The sequence below is a fragment of the Arenibacter arenosicollis genome (assembly GCF_014397245.1).
GTDB classification, from domain to species: Bacteria; Bacteroidota; Bacteroidia; order Flavobacteriales; family Flavobacteriaceae; genus Arenibacter; species Arenibacter arenosicollis.
Genome location: NZ_JACLHY010000006.1, coordinates 97,276 through 117,956, shown reverse-complemented (window position 1 = coordinate 117,956; position 20,681 = coordinate 97,276). Strand labels below are relative to the sequence as shown.

The 20,681-nt window shown below is 39.2% G+C and carries 17 protein-coding genes; 14 read left to right on the top strand and 3 right to left on the bottom strand.

The window, feature by feature from the left end; translation table 11 throughout:
- Positions 1–205 precede the first annotated feature (205 nt).
- From H4O18_RS08305 to H4O18_RS08295, 3 genes are read left to right on the top strand one after another with little or no spacing between them, the layout of a single operon-like run.
- A complete protein-coding gene (locus tag H4O18_RS08305; protein WP_187583368.1) occupies positions 206–544 on the top strand; it encodes a tRNA-binding protein in 339 nt (112 codons plus the stop codon).
- Between the two features lie 3 nt (positions 545–547).
- Complete coding sequence (locus H4O18_RS08300; RefSeq protein WP_246474128.1) at positions 548–1,468, top strand: bile acid:sodium symporter family protein; 921 nt, start codon at positions 548–550, stop codon at positions 1,466–1,468.
- Positions 1,465–2,502 (top strand): lysophospholipid acyltransferase family protein, encoded by a 1,038-nt coding sequence (locus H4O18_RS08295; protein ID WP_187583366.1) that lies wholly within the window; start codon positions 1,465–1,467, stop codon positions 2,500–2,502. Before H4O18_RS08300 ends, H4O18_RS08295 begins: the two co-directional genes overlap by 4 nt.
- 160 nt (positions 2,503–2,662) lie before the next feature.
- On the opposite strand, the gene H4O18_RS08290 is transcribed toward H4O18_RS08295, so the two are convergent.
- Both H4O18_RS08290 and H4O18_RS08285 read right to left on the bottom strand, forming a co-directional pair.
- Positions 2,663–3,034, bottom strand: a complete 372-nt coding sequence (locus H4O18_RS08290; protein ID WP_187583364.1) for a PUR family DNA/RNA-binding protein — start codon at positions 3,032–3,034, stop codon at positions 2,663–2,665.
- 80 nt (positions 3,035–3,114) lie between these two features.
- On the bottom strand, positions 3,115–4,869 hold the full coding sequence (locus H4O18_RS08285) for an ABC transporter ATP-binding protein (protein ID WP_187583363.1): 1,755 nt from the start codon (positions 4,867–4,869) through the stop codon (positions 3,115–3,117).
- A 179-nt stretch (positions 4,870–5,048) separates the two neighbouring features.
- Between H4O18_RS08285 and nusB the strand changes: the two genes are divergently transcribed.
- From nusB to H4O18_RS08265, 4 genes are all read left to right on the top strand, one after another.
- Complete coding sequence (gene nusB / locus H4O18_RS08280; protein ID WP_187583361.1) at positions 5,049–5,996, top strand: transcription antitermination factor NusB; 948 nt, start codon at positions 5,049–5,051, stop codon at positions 5,994–5,996.
- Between the two features lie 131 nt (positions 5,997–6,127).
- Complete coding sequence (locus H4O18_RS08275) at positions 6,128–6,601, top strand: DUF1573 domain-containing protein (RefSeq protein WP_187583359.1); 474 nt, start codon at positions 6,128–6,130, stop codon at positions 6,599–6,601.
- A gap of 12 nt (positions 6,602–6,613) precedes the next feature.
- On the top strand, positions 6,614–6,901 hold the full coding sequence (yajC, locus tag H4O18_RS08270; RefSeq protein ID WP_187583356.1) for a preprotein translocase subunit YajC: 288 nt from the start codon (positions 6,614–6,616) through the stop codon (positions 6,899–6,901).
- A 96-nt stretch (positions 6,902–6,997) separates the two neighbouring features.
- Positions 6,998–8,317 carry a Gfo/Idh/MocA family protein gene (locus tag H4O18_RS08265; protein WP_187583354.1) on the top strand — a complete coding sequence of 440 codons (1,320 nt, stop codon included), beginning with the start codon at positions 6,998–7,000 and terminating at the stop codon, positions 8,315–8,317.
- 114 nt (positions 8,318–8,431) lie between these two features.
- Here the strand turns inward: H4O18_RS08265 and H4O18_RS08260 are convergent, their stop codons facing one another.
- Positions 8,432–8,767: a hypothetical protein gene (locus H4O18_RS08260; RefSeq protein WP_187583352.1), complete on the bottom strand. Its 336-nt coding sequence runs from the start codon at positions 8,765–8,767 to the stop codon at positions 8,432–8,434.
- Positions 8,768–8,825: 58 nt separating this feature from the next.
- Here H4O18_RS08260 and H4O18_RS08255 point away from each other — a divergent pair, with 58 nt between their 5' ends.
- The 7 genes from H4O18_RS08255 (at position 8,826) to H4O18_RS08225 (ending at position 20,577) form a co-directional block, all read left to right on the top strand.
- Positions 8,826–9,572: a FecR family protein gene (locus H4O18_RS08255; RefSeq protein WP_187583350.1), complete on the top strand. Its 747-nt coding sequence runs from the start codon at positions 8,826–8,828 to the stop codon at positions 9,570–9,572.
- Between the two features lie 406 nt (positions 9,573–9,978).
- Positions 9,979–11,037, top strand: coding sequence for a hypothetical protein (locus tag H4O18_RS08250; protein ID WP_187583348.1), 1,059 nt, complete (start codon positions 9,979–9,981; stop codon positions 11,035–11,037).
- An 11-nt stretch (positions 11,038–11,048) separates the two neighbouring features.
- On the top strand, positions 11,049–12,986 hold the full coding sequence (locus H4O18_RS08245; protein WP_187583346.1) for an FAD-dependent oxidoreductase: 1,938 nt from the start codon (positions 11,049–11,051) through the stop codon (positions 12,984–12,986).
- Positions 12,987–13,480: 494 nt separating this feature from the next.
- The gene (locus H4O18_RS08240; RefSeq protein ID WP_187583344.1) at positions 13,481–14,095 is read left to right on the top strand and encodes an RNA polymerase sigma factor; all 615 of its coding nucleotides are present in this window, start codon (positions 13,481–13,483) and stop codon (positions 14,093–14,095) included.
- Positions 14,096–14,195: 100 nt separating this feature from the next.
- A complete protein-coding gene (locus H4O18_RS08235; protein WP_187583342.1) occupies positions 14,196–15,257 on the top strand; it encodes a FecR family protein in 1,062 nt (353 codons plus the stop codon).
- 138 nt (positions 15,258–15,395) lie between these two features.
- Positions 15,396–18,812, top strand: coding sequence for a TonB-dependent receptor (locus H4O18_RS08230; protein WP_187583340.1), 3,417 nt, complete (start codon positions 15,396–15,398; stop codon positions 18,810–18,812).
- Between the two features lie 10 nt (positions 18,813–18,822).
- Positions 18,823–20,577 carry a RagB/SusD family nutrient uptake outer membrane protein gene (locus H4O18_RS08225; protein WP_187583338.1) on the top strand — a complete coding sequence of 585 codons (1,755 nt, stop codon included), beginning with the start codon at positions 18,823–18,825 and terminating at the stop codon, positions 20,575–20,577.
- The last annotated feature ends 104 nt before the right edge of the window (positions 20,578–20,681 follow it).

The following is a 20,681-nucleotide window of genomic DNA, read 5'->3' as shown; positions in this document are numbered from 1 at the left end:
AGGGGCGGTAAGATAATTATATGCAACAGTATTAGACCGCAGGGAATTTTAATGTAGTTAAATGCTACAGGTTGAAGGAATTTTAATACAGTCCCCCAAGTGCCGTTAAAAACTCAGGCGGGAAAATGGGCCTTTTAGTCCACACCTATAGGGCATATTCCGGAAATGTGCCTAAGGATATTATTTATAAAGTCAGAATTGTTACATGAAAGAAACTATTACATGGCCCGATTTCTCTAAAATAGATATGAGGGTGGGCACTATTATTGAAATAAAAGATTTTCCAAAAGCCAAAAATCCTGCTTACCAGATACACGTGGATTTTGGTGCGAATCTGGGGATAAAAAAATCTTCGGCCCAAATTACGCAAAGGTATTCCAAGGAAGAACTTTTGGGAAAACAGGTAATTGCGGTGGTAAATTTTCCTAAAAAACAAATTGCAAATTTTATGAGCGAATGTCTTATATTAGGGGCTGTTGACGGTTCCGATGTAATATTGTTACAACCGGAGTCCAAAGTGGACAATGGACTTAAAATTTCTTAATATTTGACATCTATCCCCCTGGACAAGATCCTTATAAACTTTAATGAGCAATCACTTTGGATGCTGAACATAGCTCTGGCCTTAGTGATGTTTGGGATTGCTTTGGATATTTCCTTGGATGATTTTAGACGATTGGTAAAGAAACCAAAACCTCTTTTTATAGGTGTTTTGAGTCAGTTTGTATTGCTGCCAGCTGTAACCTTTATATTAGTGATGCTGATGGAGCCTTTGCCCAGTATTGCATTGGGCATGTTTATGGTAGCTGCTTGTCCAGGAGGCAATATTTCCAATTTTATAACGCATTTGGCCAAAGGCAATACGGCCTTGTCCGTTAGCCTAACAGCTGTGGCTACCTTATTGGCAGTGGTGATGACTCCTTTGAATCTTCAATTATGGGGTTCCTTTTATCCTCCAACAGCCACCCTATTGCAAGAAGTGGCCATTTCACCTTTTGCTATGATCAAACTGGTAGCGTTACTCTTGGGGTTACCACTAATTTTGGGCATGTGGATAAATCATATATGTCCAAATTGGGCATTCAAAACTGCGAAAGTTCTAAAGGTGCTATCACTAATGTTCTTTGTAGTGCTCATTTTTGTGGCCTTATATGACAATAGGGATATTTTTATGGAGTATGTCCTCTATGTATTCTGGATTGTGCTCTTACATAATTTGCTGGCTTTTGTTACAGGTTATTCTGTTGCAAATCTTATGGGGCTGTCACAAAGGAATAAAAGGACCATAGCCATTGAAACGGGAATCCAGAATTCAGGATTGGGCCTGCTCCTGATATTTACTTTTTTTGAGGGTATAGGAGGAATGGCCCTTTTGGCAGCTTTTTGGGGAATTTGGCACCTAGTGTCCGGATTAACATTAGCTACTTTATGGGGGTATAGACCAATTGATAAAGAGGAACTTGTTTGAGGAAAATTGGATATCATTTTTTTAGGGTTTGGCTGCGTACGGCAATAACCTTCTACTTTGCCAAAATAAAAGTTGAAGGCTTACATGACATACCTACTGGGAAGCCTGTTATGTTTTTGGCAAATCACCAAAACGCTTTGCTTGATGCCCTGTTAGTAGCAACCCATTGCAATCGGAAGCCTTATTTTTTAACCCGATCCGATGTTTTTAAGACGACGGCATTAAAGATGCTTTTCGAATTTTTAAGGATGATTCCCGTGTATAGAATAAGGGATGGTAAGGATTCCTTAAAAAGGAATACGGCCATTTTTGAACGTTGTTCCGATCTATTGGGCAAGGGAGAAGCTATACTTATTTTTCCAGAAGGGAACCATTCTTTAAAACGTAGGGTCCGACCTCTGAGCAAAGGCTTTACCCGTATTTTGTTTTTGGCCTTGGAAACAAATCCTTCAATGGAGATAGGTATTGTACCCATTGGGGTGAACTATGCAAATGCTGCAAAATTCCCAGATAAAGCGGCATTGTATTATGGCGAGGAAATAAAGGTTCAGGATTTTTTTGATAAAGACGATATATCTGGATCTGCAGGCCGTTTGAAACAGGAAGTATATCATCGATTGAAAAAACTTACTACCCATATTGAGGCGGAAGCTAGGTATGATGATATAATACAAAAATTGAAGGGCTCCGATGTGGATTATTTAAATCCCAAAGCGGTTAACCTAATTTTGGAAAAGGAGGCAATACTCAACCCTAAATTCAAAGGAACAGATTCGGCAATTAAATACTTGTGGAAGGTGTTCTTTATTATGCTGAATTTCCCCATGATAATTTTATGGTCACAATTTATTAAACCCAAAGTAACAGAGCAGGAATTTTTGAGTACTACCCGCTTTATGTTTGCCTTATTGATTTATCCTTTGCAGTGTCTCGTTTTAATGGTAGCCCTGTTGATGGTCTTTAGTTGGCCTGCAGCCTTAGTGATTTGTTTGGTACACCTGATCCTAAATATAGTTCTTGTAAAATTGCAGTGATGATGTTGGGCTAATAAGCTTAGTTATATGTTTTTACGAAAGTAGACATGTTAGATATGGTAGAATAGATGGGCTCCCCGATAAATAAACTGGGTAATATTAGAATAAAAACGGCCCGTGAATACAGGGGCCGTTATATTTTAATTAAAACACGATTGGATTAAATATCGTCAAAGCTTACATCTGTAAAACTGTCTGTAGAATTTATTGATCCATTTCCCTCAGAATCTTCTTTCTTAAAATCTTTTTGATGACGTTCGGATATTACCTCAGAACCCTTTTCATCAATAATGTAATCCATCATCTCATCCAAATTCTCTTTAAAGGCGGTAAAGTCTTCTTTATATAGATAAATCTTGTGTTTCTTATAATGAAAAGAACCATCATCATGGGTGAACTTTTTGCTCTCAGTAACAGTTAAATAATAGTCTCCTGCCTTTGTACTTCTAACATCGAAAAAATAAGTTCTTCTTCCTGCTCGTAAAACTTTTGAATAAATTTCTTCTTGGTCCATTAAATCTTTATCGCTCATTTCGTCTAGTGTATAGTTAATTTTTCATAGGTATATATCTGTCAAAAGTGGAAAAAAAAACCTAATCTAACAACATTTTTCTATTTTTCTTTCTCAGAAAGTTGGTGCATATACAGCTCTTTGTAATATCCGTCAACAGAATTTAATTCTTCGTGTGTCCCTTCCTGCATTAATTTTCCGTTTTCCAAAACTATAATTTTATCGGCATTTTTGGCAGATGAAACCCTATGGCTTACTATTAGAGTGGTTTTATTTTTAGATTCGTTTTTTAATTGATTTAAAATTTCCTCCTCGGTTTCCGTGTCGACCGCGGAAAGGCAATCGTCAAACAAGTAAATTTGTGGGTCTTTGAGGAGTGCACGGGCAATGGAAACACGTTGTTTTTGGCCTCCACTTAGGGTGATGCCCCTTTCTCCCAAGATGGTTTCATATTGTTTGTTAAAACCCATTATGTTTTCATGTACTACCGCTTTCTTGGCCACGGTAATAATTTCCTCATCGGTGGAATTTTCCTTCCCAAATTTAATATTGTTCTTTATGGTGTCGGAAAATAGAAAAGCATCCTGAGGAACGGCTCCTATGGATTTTCGCAAGCTTTGAAGATTTAATTCCTTGATAGGAACATCATCGATTAAAATTTCACCAGAGTCGATATCGTACAAACGGGCAATTAAATCTAATATCGTAGATTTTCCAGATCCAGTTTTTCCTATTATGGCAACCGTCTCCCCCTTGTTGATGGTAAAGGATATATTGTTCAAGGCCGTAATGTTGGTATCCTCATAGGTGAAGGTTACATTCTTAAACTCTATTTTTCCTTTTATGGGGGTTTCCTTTTCTACGGTACTAACTATATTGGGTTCTTCTTGTAAAAACTGGTTTATCCTTTTTTGCGAGGCTTCTGCCCTTTGTACTATGGAGGTAACCCAACCTACGACTGCTACCGGCCATGTCAGCATATTTACATATAGAATAAATTCCGCTATAATTCCAATTGATGCTATTTCACCATCAATATATTGCTTGCCCCCAACGTAGATCACGAAAATATTGCTAATTCCAATTAGAAGGATCATTAGTGGAAAAAACCAGGCATTCACCTTGGCAAGGTCCATACTTTTGTTTTTCCCATCAATTGCTAAATTTTTCAGTTCGGTGTTAACCTGGGGTTCCAAGGCATAGGCTTTTATAACCGAAATTCCCGAAAAGGATTCTTGGGTAAAGGTTGAAAGGGTGGATAAAAACTCCTGTACAATGGTGCTTCGTTTATGAATTATCTTACTGATCTGGTAAATTAAAACAGATAGAATGGGTAATGGTAACAAGGCGTATAGTGCCAAAACAGGCGCTTTTATAAACATGAGCGGAACAAGGCACACGAAAAGTGTTAGTGTTTGAATACCGTACATTATAGCCGGGCCACCGTATAACCTTACCTGGTTGACATCTTCACTAATTCTGTTCATTAAATCGCCAGTTCTATTCTTTTTGTAGAAATTGAGACTTAATAGTTGGTAGTGGTCAAATACTTCATTCTTTAAATCGTATTCTATATATCTGGAAACATTAATTATGGTCTGGCGCATTAGAAATGTAAAAAAGCCAGATAGCAAAGCCGCTCCCACAATAATTAGTATGTATTCCAGAAGCATTTCCTTAGCCTCGGCCTTCAAAATATCATTGCCTATAAAACCTTCCACAACTTCAATGGATTTCTTCACATAGGAAGGCATAACCAATTGAAAAACACGGGCTATCATGGTAATTACAATACCGACAAGAAGTTTAAATCGGTACTTTTTAAAATATTTATTTAGATGTTTAAGTTCTTTCATCCGATAGGAAACAGGAATTGTGGCATTATGGATTACAATTCGGCAAAGATAGTTTTTTGAATCTTAAACAAATGTTATAAAACACATAAGATAATACGGAAAAAGGTAGCTAGGATTAAAAAATATAATCCTACTTTTGTACCCGAAAGTTTTATTTATTTTACTAAAGTTCTTTAAAAATGCTTACAAGAAGGCACATTAGGGTTAAAGTTATGCAATGTATTTATGCATTGACACAATCGAAGGATGATTCGCTTGAAAAACAAGAAAAATTTTTGAAAGTAAGCATAGAAAACATGTATACCCTTTACTTGTTGATGCTGAGTCTTTTCATAGAATTGCATGAAAGGGCACAGGATCAGGTAAATCTTTCTTCCAAAAAATATTTAAAGAATACCTCCGATTCTTATCCGAACAAGGAAAAATTCCTTGGCAATAAATTACTTCTTCAAATTTCTGGTAACAAATCCCTAAAGGATGAGTTGTCCAAAAGAAAACTGAACAACTGGTATTTGAACGAAGAATACATTAAGATTATTTACAAGGAGGTAATGGAAAGTGAAATATATAATAAATATATGTCCAATGCCGACAGTACCTATGAGGAGGACAAAAAGCTTGTCATAGAGCTGTTTCGGGAGATTATTGCACCTAATGAAAAGATTTATGATTATTTCGAAGATGATAAGTTAACTTGGGTAGATGATATTCCTATAGTAAACACCTATCTCCTAAAGCAGTTTAAAAAAGTAAAGGAAAGTAGTGTTCCATCATATTTTTTACCACCTCTTTTTAAGGATGAGGATGATATGGTGTATGCCAACAGACTTTTGACGAAAACGCTGTTGAACAATTCCAAATTGGAACATGAAATCGAAGGTAAAACGCCTAATTGGGACAAAGATCGAATTGCAGACATTGACGCGATATTGTTAAAAATGGCAATTTGCGAACTACTGAACTTTCCATCGATACCGGAGAGGGTTACCATAAACGAGTTTTTGGAAATTGCCAAGGAATATTCAACACCCAAAAGCAGCATATTCATTAATGGAATTTTGGATAAGCTGGTTAGGGAATATAAGGAGGATGGCAAACTAAAAAAAGTTGGCAGAGGTTTATTATAAACAAATATTCCTTAATTTTGCGCAAATAAAAATTAAAACAGATAGAATGAGCCACCTCAATCCTTGAAATTTATCAAGATGTTTAGTGGTGATTTATATCTGACTTTTAAAAAACAATTAAATATAAACAGATGAAAAGATTATTCTTATCCTTAAGTGTTTTTTCTGTACTTGTGCTTTTTTCTTGTAAAGAAAAAGCCTCCAGTAAAATCGAAGCTTCCAATGTTGAAGTTGCTGCCGAAAGAGACGCAGCCTCAAAAAGTCTTCCAGTTATGGAGTTCGATAAAGTAGAGCACGATTTTGGGTCTATCGATCAAAACACTCCACAAGAAACTATTTTTACCTTTACAAATACGGGTGATGCTCCATTGATTATTACCGATGCAAAAAGTAGCTGTGGATGTACTATTCCGGAATTTCCAAAAAACACCCCGATAGCTCCAGGTGAAAAAGGTGAAATGTTGGTAAAGTTTAACGGTTCTGGTCAAAACCAGGTTACCAAAACTATTACTGTTACGGCCAACACAAGTAAAGGAACTGAAACACTTAGAATAAAAGCATTTGTAACTCCAAAAGGGGCAGGTCCTGTAGGTCCTGTTAAATAAGTAGATAAAATTATGTTAGAACAATATCCATATCTTCCGCTCATATTGATGTTTGTAGTGGTGTATTTTTTTATGATCGCTCCACAAAGAAAACGTCAAAAGCAAGAGAAGAAATTTGCAGAGGAGTTAAAAAGGGGAGATAAAGTTGTTACCAAGAGTGGTATGCACGGAAAAATCGCCGATTTAAACGATAATGATTTTTCTTGTATTATAGAAACTATGGCCGGAAAAATTAAATTTGATCGTTCCTCTATTTCTATGGAGATGAGCAAAAAATTAAACGCACCCGAAAAGAAATAATTTTCTTCTTCAATAGTATTAAGAGCACCAACCAAAAGTTGGTGCTTTTTTGTTATATTATTTTGTACATTAAGGGTTTATAAATTCCATATTACCATGATACAGAATAGAAGAAAATTCATAAAAAAGAGCTCGCTTTTGGCAATGGGTACAGGGGCTGCATTTTTAATTCCAATGGACCTATTGGCTTCCATTAGAAGGAATATTAGTCCAAACGACAAAATCGGTGTGGGGTTGATCGGTTGCAATGGTATGGGATTTAGCGATTTAAGCTCTATGCTTAAAATGAGTGAAATTCAGGTTGTAGCCCTGTGTGATGTGGATGATAGTGTGCTAAAAAAGAGAACGTCCGATTTGGAAAAGGCGGGTATAAAAAAACCAAAGTTATATAAGGACTATAGAAAATTATTGGAGGATAAAGATGTTGATGTAGTAATTATTGGTACTCCAGATCATTGGCATTGCCTACAACTTTCAGATGCTGTAAAGGCTGGAAAAGATGTGTATTGCGAAAAACCTCTGGCCAATTCCATAGAGGAATGTAACCTTATGTTAAATTCTGTTCAGGCAAGTGATCGAATGGTGCAAATAGGGCAATGGCAAAGGAGTCAGCCCCATTTCGTGGATGCCATAGACTTTGTCCATTCCGGAAAATTAGGAGAAATTCGCTTGGCAAAAGCTTGGGCCTACCAAGGTTGGATGGGGTCTATTCCTGTTTTGCCGGATACCGCTACTCCTGCTGGAGTGGATTATGATATGTGGTTGGGGCCAGCACCCAAGAAACCTTTTAATGCCAATAGGTTCCATTTTAATTTTAGATGGTACTGGGATTATGCAGGAGGATTAATGACAGATTGGGGAGTGCACCTCATGGACTATGCACTATATGGAATGAAGGCCAACACTCCGAAATCGGTGATGGCTTTGGGAGGTAAGTTTGCCTATCCCAATGATGCTTCAGAAACTCCGGATACATTGCAGACCGTTTATGAGTATGATGGTTTTTCCATCTTATGGGAACATGCTACAGGGATAGATAATGGTAATTACGGACGCAATCACGGAATCTCGTTTATTGGTAATAATGGTACCCTTGTTTTGGACCGAAATGGTTGGGAGGTAATTGCCGAAAAGGATAAGATGCAAAGCATAACGTTACAACAAAACCAAGGCAATGGGCTGGACAAACACACCGTAAATTTTATTGAGGCGGTAAAATCCCGTGATGCTTCCCAATTAAAAGCCCCATTAAAAGTTGGGTATGATGCGGCCTTGGTATGCCACATGGGTAATATTGCCTTTAAAACCGGTAACAGAATTTACTGGGACAATTATGAAGGCCAATTTTCAGATGACAGTTCAAATGCTTTGATAAATGCCCAATACCACAACGGTTGGGAGTTGCCAAAAGGCTAGGTAGGTATTTGAAAAAAAACTTTATGCTATGCGCCAATTATGCATTTCCTACCGTTAACCGCTGATTTAGAACGAATCACATTCATTTTTTTAATATTTTTTTGTCAATACTGTCTATATAGGAAGGAATACTTGCTTATAGTATTGTAGGGGGTCCTGATTTTTCATGGGATTGCCTTTAAAACAGTAGAGTTTGAGAAAAGAAAAGTCAGGATCCATGGATCCCGTAGTGCTGACCGAGGCGGAAAGGGAAGAATTAAGGACCCGGATACTAGGGTCCGTCCGTTCGCTGAATACCAGAAGGCGTCGGACCAGGTATGCCGTAGGCATGGCCATGGCCGCTTCCCTGGCCATTATTGCCGGTTTGGTGTACCTAAGGGAAAGCCCCACTGCCACTATATCCGATTTTGCCAGGACCACGGCCACCGAGGACGGCAAGGGGACGGACAAGGTAGTACTGGTCCTTGACGGCGGGGAGAACGTGGCCGTGGACGAGGAAACGGCCAGGTTGAACTATTCGTCCACAGGGGAGCATGTGGATATCGGAAACAGCAGGGCCATAGACCAACAGGCCTCCAAGGAAAAGGAGGTGGTCTACAACACGCTGATCGTGCCCTACGGCAAAAGGTCCGAGGTACAGCTTTCGGACGGTACCAAGGTATGGTTGAATTCAGGTTCCAGGTTGGTATATCCGGCCGTCTTCCCACATCACAAACGCGAGGTCTACCTGGAGGGGGAAGCCATCTTCGAGGTCTCCCATAACAGGGAGCGCCCCTTTACGGTTCTTTCGGAAGGCCAGGAGATCGAGGTGCTGGGCACCGTGTTCAACGTGAGCAATTATATGGACGAGGGATCTATAAATACGGTATTGAAGAGTGGCAGTGTACGGATAAGCTACGGGGAAAGGTCCTTAATATCTGGCCAGGACCAATTGAAGATCGTACCTGGTACCATGGCCAGTTACAATAGAAGTACACAGAGTATGAGTTCCCGGGAGGTGGACGTTGACCAATATTTTTCGTGGAGGGACGGGGTGCTGATCTTTAGGAACGATGACCTGAGGTACATCATGAAGCGACTTTCGCGCTATTACAACGTGGAGATAAACATAGCCGAGGACGTTAAGGGAGAAGGTACCTTTTCCGGTTACCTGGACCTGAAGGAGGACATCGAAAAAGTGATCGGGACCATTGGGCTGGCCACGGACCTGGAATATGAACGTACGGACGACAACAAAATAACCATAACCAACTAAAACATTTTACTAATCCGATTAATGGATTTAATGAGTAAGAATCTATGAAAAAAAGGCTGGAGTTTGTTTGCCCATCCACCGGCCGTGAAAAAATAACTTTGCTGTATTAGAACTGCATTAATTTACCAAATATTAATTTATGATAAATATGGTCATCACTATTTACCTAGGTTGGCCAATACACTTAATATACAATCAAAAATGATAGTTAATTGTGAAGATGGCTTTACAATATTTCGGATATAGAAATTGTAATTCGAAGTCCACATTTAAATCAATTAAACATAACTAAGATACCTGGATATATTTCATGTCAAAAGCTCAAATTTCTATTGGTCTTATAAGGTTTGTCAAGTTCTTGCATACATTTAAGTTTTTGGTGCTTTTCATTATCCTTTGGCTTTTTATGTCCTTGGAAGTACAAGATCCAACCCCAGGAAAAGAAAGAGCGTTTGTAGTCTACACTAAAGATTCCGTACAACTGGAAGTGGATTTAATTTTTAATTCCAGCAATGAGCCGATCCAGTATTATAGTTATGTAGTTACCCCGGTTTGTGAGGAAGGAGTATGTTATAATTTGCTCGCCGAAGTATATTGGGATCTGTTAGGCAATTTCGTGGATTATACGGAAGTGCCATTAGATCCATTTACAAAATTTGATCATATCAAGTTTACTGCGGACGATCATGTTAAAATGAAAGAAATTTTAAAGGACAAAACCTCTCTACTTGCGAATTATAAGGCCGAGGACTTAGTAGACCACAGTATTCAAATTAAATCGGATGTTATAGATGGTGTGGCAGGAGCCACCTATAAATCACTTAGTGGGGCAGTAGTACGCGGAGCGGTCTACAGTTCACATACCTTGTGGCACATAGTAAATGGAGGAGTGGCAGATAAAATTGTGGCCCATACCGAATCTTTGATGAATGAGGAATTATTGGTTTCTATGTTAAACTCTGATAATTACCATCTTCAATTCTATGCTTTGAACAAGATTGCCCCCGAGGATGAAAAGTTTACATCCTACCTTATTGGATTGATATCTAGGGGCAGTTCATATGTCCCGTATTTCGCAATTGAAAAAATACCGGACTGGGTATGGTCATCAGTCAAATATCAATCACAAATAATAAGTCTTTTAAAAAAGGTGGAATTTCAAATGCAAAATGAAATACTTAATAGGTTTAAAGATAGAGATCTAGAAGGGGAGTCCCTGACTGTTTTGGCTTCTAATTTAGGCTCTTTGGATAAATCCCAATTAAAGAAGGCTTTTAAAATACTTGACCGCAATAAAGACAAACTTACATCTTTATCAATTAAAGAAATTTTATCACTATTGGATTCCGAGAATAAGGAAATTTCCCAGGAGGCATATCAATTTTTGACTACCCATGAACAGGAATATCGACTTGTTTCCAAAAAATTGAATGATTATAGAAAAAATATTAATGTCAAATTATAATAATTAAAGCAATGACAAAAAGAAGAGGATTTATGAAAACCATCGGATTGGGATCCGGTGCTTTTTTAATGGGCCCAATATCTGTCTTTGGCAAAGATGCTGTGGACGGTGCGGAATTATTTGGAAAGTTCACTGATAATTCGAATAAAGCACAAATTCTTGTGGATACAGATGTCTACAAGAAAAAGTTTTATGAAACCGATGTGTTGATTGCTGGAGGTGGTATGGCAGGTATATGTGCCGCTTTGGCCGCCGCCAGGAATGGAAGCAAGGTAATTCTTATCCAAGATAGATCAAGGTTGGGAGGGAACGCCAGTAGCGAAATAAGAATGCATATTTCTGGCGCCAGCCAGTTAAATCAAATATGGAGGGAGACCGGTATTTTGGAAGAACTTGTATTGACCGAAGCCGTACAAAATCCTCAACGCTCCTATGAAATGTGGGATTTTATTTTGTACGATAAATTAATTTCTGAAGAGAATATAACCCTATTGCTAGATACAGCACTATACGATGCTGAGGTGGTAGATGGAAAAATTAATCAGATTATGGCCCTTTGTTCACCTACAGAGGAGATTTCCGTAATAAAGGCTAAATTTTATGCCGACTGTACAGGTGACGCCACTTTGGCGGCTCAAGCGGGCGCACAATATATGCGTGGAAGGGAAGCAAAATCAAAATGGGGCGAATCCCTGGCCGTAGATATTGAGGATCAAAAAACAATGGGCAACAGTCTTTTGTTTACGGCAAAGAAATATGATAAAAGTATGCCCTACACGCCTCCAAAATGGGCTAGAAAGTATACGACAAAAGATTTTTTACATCGCAATATTTCAACCTATGAATACGGTTATTGGTGGTTGGAATTAGGTGGTGAAATAGATATTGTGCGCGATGGCCAACAGAATAGAAAGGATTTATTGGCTGTTCTATTTGGGGTTTGGGATTATATAAAGAATTCGGGGAACCACCCCGATTCTGAAAATTGGGCATTGGATTCCATAGGGATGATTCCAGGAAAAAGGGAGAGTAGACGTGTGGAAGGTGATTATATCATGAAACAGGAAGACGTCCAAGCAGCAACACTTTTTGAAGATAGAGTAGCCTATGGTGGATGGCCATTGGATGATCACCCTCCGGGTGGGATGGACACCACTGGAGAAGTACCATATGTCTCTATTCCATTAAAAGGCCCATATTCTATTCCCTTTAGGTCATTATACAGTAAAAATATAAATAATCTGCTGGTTGCCGGTCGAAATATTAGTGTTTCACACGTGGCCTTGTCTTCCACCCGGGTAATGGCTACGTGCAGTATACTTGGCCAGGCCATAGGAACTGCAATGGACTATTGTAATAAAAATGGGATGCTGCCTACTGAGCTAGGAAATAGTGCCGAGCATATAAAAATACTTCAACAAGTATTACTTAGACAGGACCAGGCACTTCTTGGTGTAAAAAATGAGGATAAAAATGATTTGGCCAGATCTGCCAAGATTTCAGCTTCCTCTGAAACTGAGGATGGCCGGGCTATAAACATAATTGATGGGTATAATAGGGAAGTTGGCGATGGCAATACCCATAAATGGTGTGCCAATATGGAAAATGGTGAACAATGGATATTACTGAGTTGGAAAAAATCGGTAAAAATCAATAAAATCCAGCTAATGTTTGATACCGGCTTAGACCGCTTTTTGCGTCTTTCCGCACAAGACTGGGTAAATGACAACCAAATTAGGGGCCAACAACCTGAAACTGTGTCGGATTATAGTATTGAAGTAAAAGGCAAAAATATTGACAAAGTACTCCTTAGTAATGAAAATAATTATTTAAGGCTTGTTAACCATAGTTTTGATCCCGTTGAAATAAAACAATTGAAAATTAGGGTAACAAGGACCAATGGTGATCCCTTGGCCAAGATTTTTGAAGTGCGTTGTTATCAGGAATAAAGAAAAAAATTTGAAATAATCCTTTTCTTTTGTGTGGAATCAGGAATTATGATGTGAAGTATTGGGTCGTTTCCTTAAATTAGGGAACGGCCTTTAATTTTGTTGGAGTAATACCCCACATCCCAATTAGTATTCGAGATTTTGTAACCCTTCCGTGGGGGGATGTAAAATTATGCTTCTCAATTGAAAATAATTTATAATTTGCTTCTTCTGAGTGTTGAAGTTTAATGTGTCAGTACCTGGAAATTTGTTTAACCGGCCCTTTTTTTTAAATGTTTAACCCTTTTGATTATATTTGGTTAATACCCTATTCCGTACAGTTTAATGGCTCAAATGATGAATCATGAAATTAGGTTCTGTAATTCAATTACTTAACTACAAAGCCCGCAATTAGTTCTAGGAGAAATAGTTGAAAAATATTGGTAGGATTATTTTAATAGGGTCTAAAATGGGTAAAGTGGAAAGTTCGGAGGGGGATTTCTTGTATTGGGCATATGGATATCAAAGACCAAAAAAAAGGTAGTTCCGAAAAATTAGAAATAATTTATTGGAATAAAATGCGACAAGGTGATACGGCTGCTCTCGGACAGTTGTATGACCGATTCGTTGATATTTTATTTGCACATGGCATGCGTAAAGACGGCAGCAAGGATTATGTGATGGACTGTATTCATGATTTATTTTTTGATTTATATAAATATAGGGCCAAATTGTCCTTTACGGATAATGTGGAATATTATTTAATAAAATCCTTAAATCGGAAAATTAATAGGCAGTACAAGAGAAAAGACTTTCCAATAGAAATTGATGGCAATATATTTAAGCAAAGTCTAGTCAAAAATCACACAGAATCCTTTGAGGAAGATATAATCCGGGAAGAAGGGATGGCTGAAAGGACTATTAATTTACAGGAGGCTCTGGATACCTTGACACCAAAACAAAAGAAAGGCCTATACCTGAGATTTGATCAGGAGCGAACGTACGAGGAAATAGCGGATATAATGGATATATCCATCGAAACTGCAAGAACTACTATTTACAGAGCGATTAAAGCTTTACGAAAACACCCTTTTTTACTGGGGGTATTTATCAAAATCATTTTTTTTTAATATTTCTTTTGTCAATACTGTCTATATAGGGAGAAAGACTTGCTTATAGTATTGTAGGGGGTCCTGAATTTTCATGGGATTGCCTTTAAAACAGTACAGTTTGAGAAAAGAAAAGTCAGGATCCATGGATCCCGTAGTGCTGACCGAGGCGGAAAGGGAAGAATTAAGGACCCGGATCCTTGGGTCCGTCCGTTCGCTGAATACCAGAAGGCGTCGGGCCAGGTATGCCGTAGGCATGGCCATGGCCGCTTCCCTGGCCATTATTGCCGGTTTGGTTTACCTAAGGGAAACCCCCACTGCCACTATATCCGATTTTGCCAGGACCACGGCCACCGAGGACGGCAAGGGGACGGACAAGGTAGTACTGGTCCTTGACGGCGGGGAGAACGTGGCCATGGACGAGGAAACGGCCAGGTTGAACTATTCGTCCACAGGGGAGCATGTGGATATCGGAAACAGCAGGGCCATAGACCAACAGGCCTCCAAGGAAAAGGAGGTGGTCTACAACACGCTGATCGTGCCCTACGGCAAAAGGTCCGAGGTGCAGCTTTCGGACGGTACCAAGGTATGGTTGAATTCAGGTTCCAGGTTGGTATATCCGGCCGTCTTCCCACATCACAAACGCGAGGTCTACCTGGAAGGGGAAGCTATATTCGAGGTCTCCCATAACAGGGAGCGCCCCTTTACGGTTCTTTCGGAAGGCCAGGAGATCGAGGTGCTGGGCACCGTGTTCAACGTGAGCAATTATATGGACGAGGGATCTATAAATACGGTATTGAAGAGTGGCAGTGTACGGATAAGCTACGGGGAAAGATCCTTAATATCTGGCCAGGACCAATTGAAGATCGTACCTGGTACCATGGCCAGTTACAATAGAAGTACACAGAGTATGAGTTCACGGGAAGTGGACGTAGACCAATATTTTTCGTGGAGGGACGGGGTGCTGATCTTTAGGAACGATGATCTGAGGTACATCATGAAGCGACTTTCGCGCTATTACAACGTGGAGATAAACATAGCCGAGGACGTTAGGGGAGAAGGTACCTTTTCCGGTTACCTGGACCTGAAGGAGGACATCGAAAAAGTGATCGGGACCATTGGGCTGGCCACGGACCTGGAATATGAACGTACGGACGACAACAAAATAACTATAACCAACTAAACCAACACGCAAATGAGAAAAACCTGAAATTCGAAAAAAAACCAACAAAAAAAGCCGGAGGATGTTTGCCCATCCACCGGCCGTGAAAAAATTAACATTGCTGTATTAGAGCAGCATTAACTTACCAAAAACAAAATTATGAATAAAATTTTCAAGCGCGTTCCCTTGTGGGGTGAAAAAACCCTTTGGCGCGGAATAATTACCATTATGAGGATATTTATATTGTTTATATGTATCGGTCTCAGTTCGGTGTATGCCAACCTAACCAATGCTCAAACCAAGATTGACATTAATGTCACCGGAGTAACTTTTGAAGAGCTCTTTAAGGAAATACAGAATAAAAGCGAGTTTGTTTTCTTTTATAAGGATGATGTATTGAACAGTAATAAGAAAATCTCTATTCGATTAAAAAATGCAAATGTTGCCACTATTTTGGATAATGCATTTTCGAACACGGATCTTGATTATAAAATTGACGATAGACAGGTTGTAGTTAAGAAAAAAGAAGTGCCGGTGCAGACGGTAACAGTCACCAATTACCCAAAATTACAGGGTTTTTCCATGTCTGGGACTATCACCGATGATACAGGAGTTCCCTTGCCAGGGGCCAGTATTGTGGAAAAGGGTACTACCAATGGTACCCAATCCGATTTTGATGGCAACTTTTCCTTGACCGTTGAAAATGGGAATGCAGTTTTAACCATTTCCTATATTGGTTTCGCGACAAAGGAAATCCCCGTTAATGGACAGGCAGTTGTAAATGTTAGTTTGGAAGAAAGTTCTTCTGGGCTGGAAGAGGTTGTAGTGGTTGGATATGGCACCCAGGCCAAAAAAGATATAACTGGTTCGGTCAGTGTCGTGGACGGCGATGAAATTGCAGCAAGGAGTACTACCAACGTTTCCAATGCTTTACAGGGTTCGGTCGCCGGGGTAAGTGTTACTAGGAGCAATTCAGAACCTGGTGCGGGAAATGAAATTAGGGTTAGAGGGGTTACCACTTTACAGGGTAACAGTGCTCCCTTAATACTTGTTGATGACGTTCCTGTGTCCAGTATTAATGATGTTAACCCAGATCAGATTGAAAGTATTTCTGTACTTAAAGATGGTGCCTCAGCTGCAATATACGGCTCCAGGGCTGCTGCCGGGGTTATTATTATAACCACAAAAAGAGGTAAAAGTGAAGTTTTCAACCTAGGGTATAGTGGAGAGTATTTTATTAATTCCCCTACAGAAACGAGAAGAAACGTGGCTGCCATTCGCTACATGGAAATGGATAATGAAAAGGCATGGAATGATAATGGTAATGATGCCAATCAATATCCTACTTGGTCAGAAGATTTAATTTCTTCTTATACCGCCAATAACGCCATTAATCCCGATCAATACCCTGATACCAATTGGAGGGATTTAATATTGAGAAAGTCTTCTTCGGGTTACAGACATAACATAAATATAAGTGGAGGATCGGAAAGGGTAAAGACCAATGCTACTTTTGGTTATGAGTATCAAGATGCCTTGTATGCCCATCGTGATTGGAAAAGATATAATGCGAGGATCAATAATGATATTAAAATCTCTGATAAACTTGGTGCCACATTAGATTTTGCCATGAAGCTGACAAAGGATGACAGACCTACTTTAGACCCCACTGCTAGGGCTATAAAGTCAGCACCAGTTTATGCTGCTTTGTGGGCAGATGGCAGAATTGCCGAAAGCAAGTCTGGAGATAATGTTTATGCCGAATTGCATCACGGAGGGTATCAGACCAACGAGAATTATTTGTTCTATGGGAAAGTAGGTTTGTTCTATAAACCCAGTGAAGCTCTTAAAATATCGGTAAATTTAGCTCCTAATTTTGAATTTAATAAGTATAAATTCTTTAATAAATCCATTCCGTATTGGGACTTCGATGACCCAAATCAATTGGCAAATCCAAATTATATTTCAGGTCATAACTCTACCCAAACCTATTTAATAGAGAGAAGGACAAACGACAACACTATAACCACGCAAGCCCTTGTTAATTATGATAAAAGCTACGGCAATCATAATATTAGTGGTGTAATAGGTTATGAAGAATATTCTTCCCAAAATGAAACTTTGGGGGTAAGAGGTAATGAATATGTAAGCAGCGATTATCCTTTCTTGAACCAAGCACCTATAGACAAGGTTTTTGATAGTGGTACAAGCGTTTCGGAGAATGCCTATTCTTCGTATTTCGGAAGGTTGGCCTATAATTATAATAATAAATATTACATCCAGGGCACAGTTAGAAGGGATGGCTCCTCAAGATTTGGAAAAGATTACAGATGGGGTTCTTTTCCTTCTGTTTCCGGAGGTTGGGTAGTTTCCAACGAAAATTTTATGGAGGCCTTGGACCCTGCCATTTCCTTTCTAAAACTAAGAGCTTCCTATGGTAGCCTTGGTAACGATAGATTGGGGAATTATCTATATTTATCGGTACTTCAATTTAGTAATGCTTTGATTGCCAATGGCAGTAATGTACAAGCTGTGAGATCTGCTGCCCAGCGGTTCTTAGCCATAGAGGACGTAACCTGGGAAACAACCACAACCTTGGATTTAGGTATTGATCTAAATATGTTTAATAATAAGTTGTCCATAACCGCAGATTATTTTAAAAAGGATACTAGGGACATGCTTTTGGATTTAAGTATACCCGCATTAAGTGGTTATGATGATCCTACGGTCAACGTTGGTGGGATGGATACGACGGGTTGGGAATTTGGACTAACTTATCGGCAAAGTATAGGGGATTTAAGGATGACGACCTCTTTTAATATTTTTGATTCAAAATCCATAATTGGCGATGTAAACGGGAAACGTTTATTTGATGGTAATATTTTGTCTGAAGAAGGTAGCGAATTTAGATCTTGGTATGGCTACCAATCAGATGGATTATTCCAAACGCAGGCCGAAGTGGATAATTCGGCTACGACCAGTAATGCAGTTAGGCCTGGTGATATTAAATATAAGGATATAAGTGGTCCGGACGGCACGCCTGATGGGATAATCAATGAATTGGACAAGACCATTTTAGGAGGCTCTTTGCCGCGCTATCAATACGGAGGAAATCTAAATTTGGAATTCAAGAAGTTCGACCTTGGTATGGCTTTCCAAGGCGTGGGCCAACAAAACTTTAATCTTGCACCAATTTTTATCAGACCATTTCAAGAAAGTTGGCAGTCGCCATCTACCCTGTACGCAGGTAATTATTGGAGTACCTATAATACTACGGAACAAAATCTAAATGCGGCTTATCCACGTTTGTCAGAAAATGCTGTGGGCAACAACTATAATAGCTTTTCAGATTACTGGTTGCTCAAAGGTTCCTATTTTAGGGTTAAGAACATTACATTAGGATATACTTTGCCCTCAGATATATTTGGGGAAAACGGATTTTCTTCCCTACGATTATATGTAGCAGGAAACGACTTGTTTACAGTAGATAAATTGCCGGAAGGTATAGACCCGGAGCAGGGGAGTGGATATTTAATTACAAAGTCCTTTATTGTTGGGGTAAAAGCTAATTTTTAAACTTATAAAAATGAAAAACTATATATATAAAACAATTTTTGGTATTGGGTTCCTGCTTTTGGGATATTCATGTACTGAGTTGGATTTGGTGCAGGAGGATGCGGCCAGTTCGGGAAGTTGGTATCAGAATAAAGATCAATTCAGGCAATCCTTGAATGAGGGATATAGAGAAGTATTTTGGCCAGAGGACCAATCTGCTGCAGGATGGACTGATGACTGGCAAAGAAGAGATGCCTTGGATGATATTAAAGCAGGAACGGTTTCCTCGGAATACGGAACAGCGTCTACCAATTGGTCCAATATGTACAAAGCCATTACTAGAATATTGGTGGTAATTGAAAAATTGGAAACACAGGATATTCTAACCGCAGATGATACCAAGTTATTTAAGGCTGAAGCTAATTTTTTAAGGGCATCTTACTGGTCATATCTTATTTCCCATTACGGTGATGTTCCTTTTTATGAAGAGGAACTTACAGTTGATGAATCTTTCGAAATAGGTAGAACAAATAAGGATGAAATACTTCAAAGAATTTATGCCTATTATGATGATGCAGCCCTTAATCTGCCAGTATCTTATGGCGGTTTAAAGTACGCGACAAAGGGAGCGGCCTATGCCATGAAGGCTAGGATTGCCCTATACATGGGAGATAATGCCACAGCAGCAGAAGCGGCGGAGGATTGTATGGATTTAGGTGAATACGAGCTTTATCCTAATTTTGAGGAACTTTTTGTGTCCAGTACCAAAAATACTAAGGAAACCATCTTTCATATTCCACGGAATGCAGACCTAAATGAGATTAGAAACGACAACGTCCGAGATTATTTGCCACGAAACCATGGAGGGTGGGGAGCAAGAAATCCTACCTGGGAATTGTTGGCCTCTTTCGAATGTATTGATGGTTTACCAGTTGATGAATCCCCTTTGTTTGATCCTCAAAATCCATTCAAGAATAGAGATCCTAGATGTAGTATGACCATTGTACCTTTTGGTTCGTTGGAAGATGGAGATGGATTGTCTCCAAGTGATGGTTCTAACTTTATAGGTCTGGAATACACACCAAACCCTACAAAAAAAGAGGTTATTGATTTTGCTTCTAATAGTCTCATAAAAAACAATGATACCCAATCTGTTGCGGCCTTTGCTTCCTTTAATGGATTGGCCTGGAAAAAGGGCGTGGACGAGGACTGGAAGGACTATCTTACAGATCCGGATTTAATTGTTATTAGATATGCGGATGTTTTATTGATGTACGCTGAGGCAAAAATTGAATTGAATCAGATTGACGCTAGTGTTCTTGGGGCATTAAATGAGGTACGTGATCGGGCATACGCTAATTCCGGCATTCCTAATCCAGCAGTAACCACTACAGATCAAGATGAACTACGTCGTAAAGTAAGAAGTGAAAGGCGTGCAGAACTTGCCTTTGAAGGCAGACGGTATATGGATCTTATACGGTGGAGATTGGCGGAAAAGGCACTTACGGGGACTTCCTATGGTATGTTGAATGTAGCCACAGACGGAAACGTGACGGTTCCTCCAACAGGACCATTAATGGATAATGTAGTAAATCCGGGTCTATGGTTCTGGGGAATGACTCCAGAAATAGGCGAGGACGGTTTACCTGATTTTTCGGCCTTGTTGAATGCCGGACTTTGTAGGTCCCTGAATACCATAAATTTCCCAGAACGTCAATATTTGTGGCCTATACCGGCCTCCGAGCGTTTATTGAACTCCAATTTGACTCAAAATTCAGGTTATTAATATTTAAATCCCTGGGAATAGTACTATTTCCAGGGATTTCTTTTATTGAGTTTTCAAAAAATAAGTATTGTGGATAGCTATTAGAGAAATGGCTATTACAAGTC